The following is a 12,465-nucleotide window of genomic DNA, read 5'->3' on the forward strand; positions in this document are numbered from 1 at the left end:
TCGCAAACTCTCCCCTCCGCCCCTTTTCCCGCTGGCATGCGCGTTGCTCCCTGCTTAGGTGGGCCTTCACTCCTCCACGCGCATTCACCATGGCCTCTGAAAAGCCCGTTTCCCTCAAAGACCTCACCATCCTCGGCAAAGAGAACCTTCCCTCCGGGGGGGGGGGGTACATGATCCTGCCAAGCCAGCTGGGCTATTTTGACCTGCTGCGCCTGGAGGTTGTGCTCGAAGGCCGCCCGCTGGTCTATGTGGTGAAAAAAGGTGCCGCCCTGCACCCCCTGCTGCGGGTGCACCTGGAGCGCGACAGCGTGCACGCCATGGAGTTCACCCCCGGCGAAACGGAGATCTCCGCCTACCGCAGCGCCTTGGCTGAGGCTGCCAAAAGCGGCGCCGTCGTCATTTACCTGCCCGCAGAGGCCGCCACCATCTCCGCCCCCATGACCACCGTGCCGGGCACCAAGCTGGAGTTTCTCCTCAAGGGGGAGATTCCCGTGCTGCCGCTCTACGTGCACAGCCGCCAGGACACCGCACTGCCCATCGAGCGCCGCTACACCGACGCCGAGGTCGTCTTCAATTTTGGCAAGCTCCTCCAGGGGGCGGACGTCAATCTCGCCAGCTACCAGGAGTCCCTCCTCGTTCTCGCTGAGGAGAGCTTTGGTGAATCTCCCGCGCTGGACATGAGCCTGGGCTACGCCCTCATCCGCGGCTTTAAAAAACACGGCACGCGCAACAGCGTTGTGGACGGCAAGGACGAGAAGATTCTGCGCTTTGACAAAGTCTTCGCCACCGCGCTCGCACTGGCCCAGGTGGTCAAGCAGGAGACGCAGAAGCAGCGCGTCGGAATCATCCTGCCACCGGGGCTCGGTGGCCTCATTTGCAACGTGGCCGTGGTCCTGGCTGGCAAGATCCCCGTGAACCTCAACTTCACCGCCGGACGTGCCGCCATCGAAAGCGCCATCCGCCGGGGCGAGATCGACCGCTTCCTCACCGCAGACATCTTTGTGCGCAAGATGCAGAGCTTCCCCTGGCCGCCCAGCAAGCAGCTCATCCTCATCGAGCGTATCCTGCCCAAGATGAAGGCCTCCATCGCCAAGTGGCTGGTGCTCAGCAAGGTGCTGCCCGCCGCCCTGCTGGCTGCGCTGCTGGGCATCTCAAAGAAGGGCGGACGCCGGGAGGCGCTGCTGCTCTTCACCAGCGGCAGCTCCGGAGAGCCCAAGGGCGTCGCGCTCACGCACCGCAATCTCATCTCCAACGTGCTGCAGTTTGGCAGCCGCCTCGGCATGCAGACCAATGACAGCATCCTCGGCTGCCTGCCGCTCTTCCACAGCTTTGGCTGCACCGTCACGCTCTGGTTCCCCATCATCTACGGGCTGCACCTCGTCACCTACCCCTCGCCCATGGAGGTCAAGAAGCTCGCGCAGCTCATTGAGAAGTACCGCGTCACTCTCATGATCTCCACGCCCACCTTCCTGCGCAGCTACCTGCGCGGCGTGAACCGCGAATCGCTCGCCTCGATCAAGTACTGCGTCACCGGCGCTGAAAAGCTGCCCAGCACCGTGGCAGACGCCTTTGAGGCACGCTTTGGCAAGACCGTGCTCGAAGGCTACGGTCTCACCGAGACATCTCCTGCCTCCAATCTCAACCTCCCTGATCCCGTGCCGCTCGGCGATGAGGCAAGCGGTTACTGCTGGCTGCCCAGCCACCGCCAGGGGTCCGTCGGCCACATCGTGCCCGGCATGGCTGTCCGCATCACCAACCCTGAGACAGACAAACCCGTCCCGCTGCACCAGAGCGGCATGATCTGGTTCAAGGGGCCCAACGTCTTTGAAGGCTACCTCAACGATCCCAAGCGCAGCGCGGAAGTGCTGAAGGACGGGTGGTTCCGCACCGGGGACATCGGCCGCCTCGACATTGATGGCTTCCTCTACATCGAAGGCCGCCTCAGCCGCTTCTCCAAGATCGCCGGAGAGATGGTGCCGCATGAGACCGTCGAAGAAGCCCTGGTCAAAGCCATGGGCCTCGAAAACGAAACCGTGCGCAAGATCGCCGTCGTCGGCGTGCCGGACATCGACAAAGGCGAGGCGCTCATCCTCCTCACCAGCATGCCTGGCGGTCCCGAGCACCAGGAAATCCTCGACCTCCGCTACCGCCTGCTCGACAAAGGCATGCCGCCTCTGTGGATTCCCAAAAAGATGATCCGCGTCAGCGACATCCCCGTGCTGGCATCAGGCAAGCTGGACGTGCAGAACTGCGAGAAGATCGCGAAGGGCTGAGCATGAAAGTAATCCAGTTGCGCCGCAACTGGCCTGGGAAAGTGATGCGGGCACTCCTGCCTGCAAAACGAGCGTCCCGAGACATTCGCTGCGGGCATGAGTGACCGCATCATTTCCAACTCACACAATCATCATGCAGTCGCCGTAGCTGAAGAAGCGGTACTTCTCCTTTATCGCCTCGGCATACGCCTCCAGGATCAGTTCGCGTCCGGCCAGGGCGCTCACCAGCATGATGAGCGTGGACTTGGGCAGGTGGAAATTGGTCAGCAGTCCGCCGGCGACTTTGAACTCAAAGCCCGGATGAATGAAGATGTCCGTGCTGCCCTGGGTGGCGATGACTTTTCCGTGATCGCGCGCCACGGTCTCCAGCGTGCGCATGGCGGTAGTGCCCACGGGGATGACGCGCTTCGCCTGCTGAACCGCCTGCGCGGTGGCTGCTGAAACCTCATACACCTCCGAGTGCATCTTGTGCTCGGCGATGTTTTCCACCTTCACGGGCTGGAAGGTGCCCACGCCGACGTGCAGCGTCACAAAGGTGTGGGGCAGGGGATCTAGCACCTCCGGCGTGAAGTGCAGCCCGGCGGTAGGGGCGGCGATGGAGCCCTCGGCACGCGCGAAGACTGTTTGATAGCGCTCGCGGTCGGCGGGCTGGTCCTCGCGCCCCATGTAGTGGGGCAGGGCCAGATGCCCGTGCTTGGACTCATCCACCACGCGGTCAAACTCGATGATGCGGTCGCCATTGTCCTCCATGATCTCCACCACTGTGCCCGTCGCTTCACCGATGGAGAACGTGTGGGCCACGCGGAATTTCTTCCCCGGCTTCACCATGCAGCGCCAGCGCGTGGGTGTGAGCATCTGCAGGCGCAGCACCTCGTGGCCTTTGTCCGTGAAGTAGCGCGCCGGGACCACGCGGGTGTCATTCAGCACCAGCAGGTCTCCTGCTTCCTTGGAAATAAATTGCCCCACGTCCCGGAACATGCAGTGCTCGATGCGTCCCTCCTTCCGGTGCACCACCATCATGCGCGAGGCAGACCTCTCCGCCAGCGGCTCGCTGGCAATGAGTTCGGGTGGCAGGTGGTAGTCGAAGTCGGAGGTGAGCATGGGGGCGATTGTTTGCAGTGGTTTGCGATGGTTTGCAATGGCTGTCAGAGGAGCGGGGGCGTTGGCGTATTCGCTTGGTCAAAGTCTTCAACGATTGCAAACAACGACAAATCATCGCCAACCATCGCAAACGCTGCGCGGCGGCCTCCTGTCCGATTTCTCCTAAACTTTGTCCTTCCCATTTCACTTCGCTCCCGCCTATAAACCCGGCGTTCATCCTTTCATTAACCAACACCATGTCAGACAAAAAGCTCAACATCGCCGTCGTCGGCCTCGGATTCGGGGCGGAGTTCATCCCCATCTGGCAGCGCCATCCGCTGACCACCTGCTACGCCATCTGCCAGCGCGATGAGAAGAAGCTCAACACCATCGGCGATGCCTTCGACGTGGACGTGCGCTACACCGACTTCAAGGCGATGCTCAAGGACCCGAACATCGATGCCGTGCATATCAACTCGCCGATTCCTGATCACGGCTGGATGAGCATCGCCGCGCTCAAGGCGGGCAAGCACGTGGCCTGCACCGTGCCCATGGCCACCAGCATCGAGGACTGCAAAAAGATCTGCGATCTCGTCAAGAAAACCGGCCTTAGCTACATGATGATGGAGACCGTGGTCTATGCCCGCGAGTACCTCTACATGAAGGAGCAGCTGGACAAGGGCACGCTGGGCAAGCTGCAGTTTGTGCAGGCCTCCCACCAGCAGGACATGGACGGCTGGCCCAACTACTGGCCCGGCCTCCCCCCCATGTGGTACGCTACGCACTGCGTTGGCCCTGTGGCCGGCCTCATCGGCAAGCCCGCCGAATACGTGAGCTGCTTTGGCTCCGGCACCGTGCGCAAGGAGCTGCAGAAATGCTACGGCTCCCCCTTTGCTGTCGAGACCGCGCACATCAAGTTCAAGGGCACGGACGTGAACGCCCGCATCATCCGCAGCCTGTTTGACACCGCCCGTCAGTATCGCGAAAGCATCGACGTCTATGGCGACAAAGTCTCCATCGAGTGGCCGCTCATTGAGCACGAGCCGCTCATCATGCACCGCGCCAAGCTGCCCGAGCACAAGATCCCGAAACTGGTCAAGGCGCCCGACTTTGCCAAACGCCTGCCCAAGGCCATTCAGCGCTTCACCACCAAGGGCGTGTATGACCTGGGCAAGAAGACCCACCTCAGCTTTACCCAAGGAAGCGGCCATGGCGGCAGCCATCCGCATCTGGCGCACGAGTTTGCCAGCGCCCTCGCTGCCAAACGCCAGCCCTTCCCGAACGCCACCCAGTCTGCCAACTGGACCTGCGTGGGCCTATGCGCCCACCAGTCCGCCATGGCGGGTGGCAAGATCGTGAAGCTGCCGACTTTCACGCTGAAGTGAGTCTTGGCTCTGGGACGCCCGGCTTGCGGGCAGGATTGCCCGCGCTACGGTCGGCCATCGCTCCGGGTGTAGGACGAACATCCATGTTCGTCCTGCCCACTCGTTCCGCCAGCCGCCGCAGCCCTGCATGTCCACCCCCGCCACCTCCCATCTACCCACCGCCGTCATCACCGGCGGGGCAGGGGGCTTGGCGCAGGCTATCGCCGCCGAGCTCCTGAGTGCGGGCTTCATCGTTCTCGCTCCGGGCCGTGCCGAACTGGACGTGAGCAGCGCCTGCTCCGTGCGCGCCTTCTTCACCGCACTGCCTGCGCTCGACCTCCTCATCAACAACGCCGGCGTCTTCCGCGATGGCCCCGTGCTCAAGATGACCGAGGCCGATTTCGACCACGTCGTGGACGTGAACCTGAAGGGCGCCTTTCTCACCACCCAGGCCGCCGTGAAGCTCATGTCCAAGCAGCGCCGTGGCCACATCATCAATATCGGCTCCTACTCCGCGCTCAGCGGGCCGGCCGGCCAGGCCAACTACGCTGCGTCCAAGGCCGGCCTCATCGGCCTGACGCAAAGCACCGCCAAAGAGTACGGTGCGCGAAACATCCGTGCCAACTGCATCCTGCCCGGCTTTCTGGAAACCAAGATGACCCGCCATCTGCTGGAAGACGCCGCGTGGAAGGAGAACCTGCTCAGCGCCCACGCCCTCGGCCGCCTCAACAGCCCTCAGGATGCCGCGCGCTTCATCGCCTTTCTCCACAGCATGGAGAACATCAGCGGCCAAGTCTTCCAGCTCGACAGCCGCGTGCGGCGCTCGGTTTGAAGTACGACGGGCAAGAGTGCATGGCGTACCTTTACCAATCAAACTCCTCAGGCAGCGGAGCCTCCCAAGCTGCGGGAAAACCTTCGAGGTTCAGTTCCAGCCTGGACGAATGCAGCGCCTGTCGTGGCAGTATGAGCCTTTTTTCCAGTGATTCGGTCCACCCCGTCTCGATGAACTCCAGGTAGCAGCGGTCGTTGCGGCCATAGAGCTTGTCTCCCACAATCGGCAGGCCCAGGTGATGCAGATGCACGCGGATCTGGTGCATGCGCCCCGTCTCCGGCCGTGCCTCGATCAGCGCATGTTTTTCACCGCCGCGTTCAAACCTGCGCAGCGTGCGGAATGCGGTGAGGCAGGGCGTTCCTTCGGAGTGCACCACCTGCTTCACCCAGATGTTGCTCGGCTGCACATCGCGCGCATTGGCGATGGGCGCGTCCAGCGTCAGCTCCTCCCACTCCGGCCAGCCGTGCACCAGGGCGGTGTAGGTTTTGTGGATGCGGCGCTCCTGCATGGCCATGCCAAACAGCCGCGCCAGCTCGTGGTTCTTGGCAATGAGCACCACCCCGCTGGTCTCGCGGTCCAGGCGGTTGATGATGGAAACCTGCCCGCCATTGACGATCTCGTAGGAAAGCAGATCGCACACGCGATGCCACAGCGTGGGCGGGCCCTTGGGATCTCCCGGATGGATCTGCAAAGGCGCGGGCTTGTTGACCACGATGTAGCCTTCCGCCTCGTCGATGACGGTGAAGGTGGCGTTGTTCCGAATGCTCACGGCGGTCACATCGCAGGAAGGGCAATCTGCCAGCCGTAAACAATGGGCTGGGGGTGATTGAGATAGTCACCGTCATCAAAGTGCCACCACTCGGACTCCAGCTGGATGAATCCGGCCTGCTTCATGGCGGCCTGCAGCAGCTGCAGGTTTTGTTTCACCAAAGGGTCTTTCCCCGTGTAGTTTCTGCTGGCATGGGCAAAGTCCTGGTCAAAGCCCGTGGGCATGCGCTGCTCTCGGCCCTGGGCATCCACCAGCGTGAGATCCACCGCGATGCCGCCGCAGTGGCGGCTCCACCCCGCATTGGGAGAGAGAAACATACCGGTGCTGCCGCCGGACTTATGAAGCGTCTCCTGCGCCTCCGGCGGGCGGTACGCATCCCAGATGAGGAGTCCGTAGCCCTGGGCTTGCAGGATTTTCTGGGCCAGCTTCAGCTTTTCAGCCGTCTCCCGTCGCAGCAGGCACGGCATGTCTGCGGGGTAGATGGGGTGGCCGGTGACGTTGCTGGCGGTCGCGTAGCGCAGATCCACCCCGATGCCTGGCACCTCGGCGCGGACATCGACGAGGTTGCGCTTTTCAGCGAGAGCCACGGAGCGGTTTGTTTCCTGGCTGCTGCGCCGAGGCACCGGATGAGCACAGGAGGAAAGAGTGATGACAAGGGGCAGGAGGGCACAGTGCAGGAGCTGGCAGGAATATGAAGTCATGCGGAGTTTTTGCTTCCGTACACACGCACGGCAGGCCAAGTTTGCAAACTCAGCCAATTTCCATGCGCTTTCAAATCCTCAACACCCTGCTGCATCTGCTGGCCTTTTACATGGGCGCAGGCATCGGTTCGTTTCTGAATGTGGTCATCTACCGCCTGCCGCTGGGCATTTCCGTGAACAATCCCCGGCGCAGTTTTTGCCCCTCCTGCAAATACCAGATTCCCATGTGGCAGAACATCCCGCTGCTCAGCTGGCTGCTGCTGCGTGGCAAATGTGCGAACTGTGGCAGTGGGATCTCCATCCGCTACTTCCTGGTGGAGCTGCTGACCGGCATGGTGTTTTACCTGGTCTTTCTCAAGGTCAGCGGGGAATACGCGGTGGGCGGAGATCCTTGGCCCAAGATTCAGGTCTGGGGGCCACAGGTGCTTTGCCTGTGGATCTTCATGAGCCTGCTCATCTCAGGCACCTTCATTGACATCGACCACTTCATCCTTCCTCACAGCATCACCATCGGCGGTGCTGTGGCGGGCGTGCTCTGCTCCTGGTGGGTGCCAGCCCTCATGGCGGAAACCACCCATCTCCGTGGCCTGCTCGTCTCCCTGGCCAGCGCCGCTCTGGGACTTGGCGGCTTGTGGATCGTGGTGGAGCTGGGAAAGCTGGCCTTTGGCAAGGTGAACCACCGGCAGAAGCCCTCCTTTCTGAAATCAGCCTCGCCCGGCATGTGCAAGGTCGCCGGCAAGCTCATGGGCAGCGAATGGCTGGACGGTCCGGTGAAATGGAGTGTGGTCCAGGAAGATGAAGAAACGCCCCCTGTTGTTTCCATCGGCGCCAAAAAAATGTCGTGGGAGGACATCTATGGCTACCGCGACTCCGACCACATGGTGGTCACTTGTTCGGAGTTGCAAGTCAACGACCGCTCATGGCGCGACGTCACAGCCGTGATGTGGATGGAGAAACTGCTCGTCAAATCAGAGGGCGGCGGGGAGGAGTTTCCGCTGGAGGGCGTCAAGACCCTGCACGGTACGGTGTCCCAGGTGGTGATCCCCCGCGAGGCCATGGGCTTTGGCGACGTGCTCTTCCTCATGATGATTGGCTCCTTCTGTGGCTGGCAGGCGGTGCTCTTCACCATCTTTGCCGCCTCGGTCATAGGTACCCTGTTTGCCATGGTTCCGCGTTTTCTGGGCAAAGCCGAATGGAGCGCCAAGATCCCCTTTGGCCCCTATCTTGCCCTGGGCGCGGTCCTCTGGGTTTTCTACGGTCCCCAGGTGGTCGAATGGTACGTGAGCAAAACGATGTGGAGATAGGTCAATCCAGTGCCAAAGACGAGGGCTGGGCCATGCCCAGCACGTGATTGATCGCAGACCGTACGGCTTTCTCGCACCACAAGAGACACGAAAAAGCGACGCCGGCTCGCTTGTCGCGGTCCAAACGGGGACACGAAAGGGAGCAATAAAATGCAAGCCTTGGTGCATTGCAGCAAGGCTGCCATCTGGCTGTTATTCCGCTTTCTTAGCCCCGGCCTTCTTCTTGCCAGCACCTTTGCCTTTGCCCTTGGGCTGCTCCTGCACGGGCGGATTCACCTCGCCGTCAAAGGCCTTGTTTCCGTGGGTAAAGCGCGGCGGTGGCATGGTCTCCTTCACCTCGGCCTGCAGGCGCAGGATCTCGGCCTTCAGTTCCTTCACGGTCTCGGCATAGGCGGGGTCGTTGTAGAAGCTCTTGGTTTCCAGCGGGTCCTTCTCTCGGTCCATCAGCTCCCAGTCGTCCACATCCGGCTTGTAGTAGTGGATGAGCTTGTACCGGTCGGTGATGACGCCGTAGTGCGGGCGCACGCGGTGCGGCACAGGGTACTCGTAGTAGTGGTAGTAGAGCGATTTGCGCCAGTCGGCCGGCTCCTCGCCTTTGAAAAGCGGCACCAGGCTGCGGCCATGCACCTCAGGAAGGTTCGGGCACTGGGCGATGTCCAGGAAGGTGCTCGCAAAGTCGATCAGGCTCACGATCTTGTTGTTCACGGAGCCGGGCTTGATGACGCCAGGCCAGCGCACAAGGAAGGGCGTGCGCAGGGACTCCTCAAAGATCCAGCGTTTGTCGAACCAGCCGTGCTCTCCTAGGTAAAAGCCTTGGTCGCTGCTGAGCATGACCACAGTGTTTTGGGTGAGGCCCTCTTTGTCCAGGTAATCGAGCACACGGCCCACGTTGTCGTCCACCGCTTTCACGCAGGCCAGGTAGTCGTGCATGTAGCGCTGGTAGCGCCATTTCACCAGATCACGGCCTGCAGGTGCGGCTTCGCGGTACTTCGCATTGCGCGGCTCGTAGTAGGCATCCCAGGCCTTCTTTTGTTCCGGGGTCAGATTCCCTGGAGTCACCAGCTTGGTGTCGCGGTCCGTCATCGTGCGGTCGATGCCCATGTCGTGGTCGCTCACAGCCTTGCTGCGGCCGGAGTAGCTGTCAAAGAGCGTCTCGGGTTCCTCATACACGCGGTCTTTGTCAAAGTCGAGGTAGCGTGTGGGCGGCTCCCACTCGCGGTGCGGGGCCTTGTGCTGGCACATCATCATAAAGGGCTTCGTCTTGTCACGCTTCTGCAGCCAGTCGAGCGTGAGGTCGCCGATGATGTCGGTGGTGTAGCCTTCGTACTTCACGTTCTTGCCGTTGTCGATCATGGGCGGGTTGTAGTACACGCCCTGGCCGGGGAGCACGTTCCAGTAGTCGTAGCCCACGGGGTCGGTCATGAGGTGCCATTTCCCGATCATGGCCATCTGGTAGCCGTGCTCGTGCATCACCTTGGGGAAGGTGGGCTGGCTGCTGTCAAACTTGCTGTTGCTGTTGTTATAGAAGCCGTTGGCGTGGGAGTACTTGCCCGTCTGGATGACTGCGCGGCTGGGGCCGCAGATGGAGTTGGTGACGAGGCAGCGGTCAAATCGCATGCCTTCCTTGGCCAGGCGGTCCATGTTCGGCGTGTCGAGCAGTTTGCGGTGGTCGCCGTAGCAGCTCATCGCCTGGTAGGCCAGGTCATCGCAGAAGATGAAGACGATGTTTGGCGGCTGCGCAGCACTGGCGGCGGTGGCCAGAAAAAGGGAAGCGAGGAGTGTGCGGATCATGGCAGGTGCAGAAGGATGGAATGAAGTGCGAACGAATCAAACAGGGCGTCTTTGCATAAAACTTCGCCTTTGCCGCAGCCTGTGGAGTGCGGTCGCGTCGCGAGGAACGAGCGCAGCTACCGCTTTCGCCGTGCGTGTTGGTGTGGGAATGCCCAGGAGACCTCCGAATGCGGGAGCTGGTGAATGCTCATCCTCCCAGCACTCACGAAAGCTGCGAGACGCTCGAAAGCGGTAGCTGCGATGCAGGCCTGCGCCTGGCATCTCCGCGCTCGCACTCCTCAAGCTGCCTCGACTCACCCTGCATGCCCCATGGCCGCAGCCATCAGCTTCTCCTGCGTAGCTTCGCTTCGCGTGAACGACCCGCCGATGCGCCCCTCGTTCAGCATGAGGATGCGGTCGCTCATGCCGATGAGTTCCGGCAGCTCGCTGGAGACGAGGATCACCGCTTTGCCCGCGGCGGTGAGCTGGTTGATGATCTTGTAAATCTCCAGCTTGGCCCCCACATCGATGCCGCGTGTGGGTTCGTCCAGCATGATCACGGAGGGCTCGGTAAGCAGCGCCTTGCCCAGCACCACCTTCTGCTGATTGCCACCGGAGAGCTTGCCCACCACAGCCTCAAGTCCCGTGGCCTTCACGCGCAGGGAGCCAAAGATGTCCTGATTGCGCCGGATCTCCGCATTCCGCTGAATGAACCCGCCGCGCGTGATGCTGCGCAGGGAGGACAGGGAGAGATTGAAGCCAATCGTCTGCTCCAGATGCAGACCATAGCGGCGCCGGTCTTCCGAGGCGAGCACCAAGCCGCGCTGGATGATCCTCTCCGGTGTCAGCCCTGAAAGCGCGCCACCCTTCAGCTCCACATGCCCGGAAACCGGTCGGCCCCAGGCCCCAAAGAGATGCATCAGCAGCTCTGTACGCCCTGCGCCCATCAGGCCGCCGATACCCAGCACCTCGCCTGCACGCAGCTCAAAGCTGATGTCCCGCAGCCGCGTCAGGTCCGTCTCGGCATCCGCTGCTGTGAGCGAATCCACCCGCAGGATCACCTCTCCGGGCTGCGTGCTGCGGCGGGGGAAGAGATCGCCGATTTCACGCCCGACCATCTGGCGGATGACTTCGGCCTTGCTCGTGTCAGCGGCATTCTTGGTGCCCACCGTGGAGCCATCTCGCAGCACCGTGATGCGGTCGGCAATGCCAAAAACCTCATCCAGCTTGTGGGAGATGTACACGCTGGCGATGCCGCGGCTGCGAAGATCGCGCAAGATGTCCAGAAGGATCAGCACCTCATGTTCAGCCAGTGCGGCAGTGGGCTCATCGAGAATCAGAATCTTGGAGTTCTTTGCCAGCGCCTTGATGATTTCCACAAGCTGCTTCTGCCCAACGCCCAGCGTGCGCACCGGGGCAGCGGGGTCCAGGTCCACCTTGAAGCGCTGCAGCAGCGCCTGTGCCTCGCGGTGCATGCGTGGCCAGTCAATGAAAGCTCCCCAGCGCCTCGGCTCGCGCCCCAGGAAGATGTTTTCCGCCACCGTCATTTCTTCCACCAGCGCCAGCTCCTGGTAGATCACCGCGATGCCCGCCTTCTCCGCATCCTTGATCGTGGCAAACTTCGCCTCTTCACCACCCACCTCAAAGCTCCCCTCATAGCTCCCATGTGGATGAATGCCCGAGAGCAGCTTGATGAGCGTGCTTTTGCCCGCGCCGTTCTCGCCGCAGAGCGCGTGTATTTCCCCCTCCTGCAGATCAAACGAGACGTCCTTGAGAGCGGTGACGCCGGGGAAGCGCTTGGTGATGTTGTGGGCTGCGAGGAGCATGACTGCGGCAGAGAGACTATTCCACCAACATGAGCCTGAAGCTGGCCCGAGCGGAGTCCGCAGCCCGGAGAGCATCGCCAAGCGCCCGCAGTTCAAACAGGAGCGCTTCGGCATCCCCAGTTTCGGAAACGTCGTCCGGATTTTCCTCAAGTGCGCCGATCAGGCCATCGATGGTGGGCAGGGCATCGGCGGGAGTGAACCACTCCTCCCAAGGTCCTTGAATATCATCAAGCTCGGAAGGGTCTCCTTCGAAGTCCTCCGGCACCGGGCGGTTGTCTGCAAAGGAAGACAAGGGCCGCCAGCCAGCCTCAGTGGCGAAGCTGTCAAGCTCCTCACAGACAGAGAGGATTTCACAGCAGCCGTCAGGATAGCAAGCGAAGGCGGATGAAGGCTGAGAAGGATTGAATTCAGGGTGAAAGCCAAGGCTCATGGTGAAGGTATGTTGATCAGGAGCAAAAAGCGGTGCTGGTGTCAATGATGACCTTAAGGGATGCCTGCATCGACCGTTCAGACGGCGTCTGCTGTAGTTTCCTTGTTCCTATCTGT

General features: G+C 61.6%; 10 protein-coding genes. 4 read left to right on the forward strand and 6 right to left on the reverse strand.

Annotated features, from left to right (window positions below):
- Positions 1-89 precede the first annotated feature (89 nt).
- The gene (locus ACFQDI_RS12145) at positions 90-2,273 is read left to right on the forward strand and encodes an AMP-binding protein (RefSeq protein WP_377166864.1); all 2,184 of its coding nucleotides are present in this window, start codon (positions 90-92) and stop codon (positions 2,271-2,273) included.
- Positions 2,274-2,393: 120 nt separating this feature from the next.
- Here ACFQDI_RS12145 and queA read toward each other — a convergent pair whose 3' ends face one another.
- Positions 2,394-3,374, reverse strand: a complete 981-nt coding sequence (gene queA / locus ACFQDI_RS12150) for a tRNA preQ1(34) S-adenosylmethionine ribosyltransferase-isomerase QueA (RefSeq protein WP_377166866.1) — start codon at positions 3,372-3,374, stop codon at positions 2,394-2,396.
- 236 nt (positions 3,375-3,610) lie between these two features.
- Here queA and ACFQDI_RS12155 point away from each other — a divergent pair, with 236 nt between their 5' ends.
- Complete coding sequence (locus ACFQDI_RS12155) at positions 3,611-4,738, forward strand: Gfo/Idh/MocA family protein (RefSeq protein WP_377166868.1); 1,128 nt, start codon at positions 3,611-3,613, stop codon at positions 4,736-4,738.
- 127 nt (positions 4,739-4,865) lie between these two features.
- Entirely contained in the window at positions 4,866-5,549 is a 684-nt protein-coding gene (locus ACFQDI_RS12160) for an SDR family NAD(P)-dependent oxidoreductase (protein WP_377166870.1), read from the forward strand.
- Between the two features lie 31 nt (positions 5,550-5,580).
- On the opposite strand, the gene ACFQDI_RS12165 is transcribed toward ACFQDI_RS12160, so the two are convergent.
- Both ACFQDI_RS12165 and ACFQDI_RS12170 read right to left on the reverse strand, forming a co-directional pair.
- On the reverse strand, positions 5,581-6,318 hold the full coding sequence (locus tag ACFQDI_RS12165) for an RluA family pseudouridine synthase (protein ID WP_377166872.1): 738 nt from the start codon (positions 6,316-6,318) through the stop codon (positions 5,581-5,583).
- A gap of 5 nt (positions 6,319-6,323) precedes the next feature.
- The gene (locus tag ACFQDI_RS12170) at positions 6,324-7,019 is read right to left on the reverse strand and encodes a M15 family metallopeptidase (protein ID WP_377166874.1); all 696 of its coding nucleotides are present in this window, start codon (positions 7,017-7,019) and stop codon (positions 6,324-6,326) included.
- A gap of 62 nt (positions 7,020-7,081) precedes the next feature.
- Here ACFQDI_RS12170 and ACFQDI_RS12175 point away from each other — a divergent pair, with 62 nt between their 5' ends.
- Positions 7,082-8,323: a prepilin peptidase gene (locus ACFQDI_RS12175; RefSeq protein ID WP_377166876.1), complete on the forward strand. Its 1,242-nt coding sequence runs from the start codon at positions 7,082-7,084 to the stop codon at positions 8,321-8,323.
- 192 nt (positions 8,324-8,515) lie between these two features.
- Here ACFQDI_RS12175 and ACFQDI_RS12180 read toward each other — a convergent pair whose 3' ends face one another.
- From ACFQDI_RS12180 to ACFQDI_RS12190, 3 genes are all read right to left on the reverse strand, one after another.
- Positions 8,516-10,114 (reverse strand): sulfatase family protein, encoded by a 1,599-nt coding sequence (locus ACFQDI_RS12180; protein ID WP_377166878.1) that lies wholly within the window; start codon positions 10,112-10,114, stop codon positions 8,516-8,518.
- A gap of 293 nt (positions 10,115-10,407) precedes the next feature.
- Positions 10,408-11,919 (reverse strand): sugar ABC transporter ATP-binding protein, encoded by a 1,512-nt coding sequence (locus ACFQDI_RS12185; protein WP_377166880.1) that lies wholly within the window; start codon positions 11,917-11,919, stop codon positions 10,408-10,410.
- 16 nt (positions 11,920-11,935) lie between these two features.
- Complete coding sequence (locus tag ACFQDI_RS12190; RefSeq protein WP_377166882.1) at positions 11,936-12,394, reverse strand: hypothetical protein; 459 nt, start codon at positions 12,392-12,394, stop codon at positions 11,936-11,938.
- Between the last annotated feature and the right edge of the window lie 71 nt (positions 12,395-12,465).

Source organism: Prosthecobacter fluviatilis (genome assembly GCF_042655725.1).
In the GTDB taxonomy this organism is placed as follows: domain Bacteria; phylum Verrucomicrobiota; class Verrucomicrobiia; order Verrucomicrobiales; family Verrucomicrobiaceae; genus Prosthecobacter; species Prosthecobacter fluviatilis.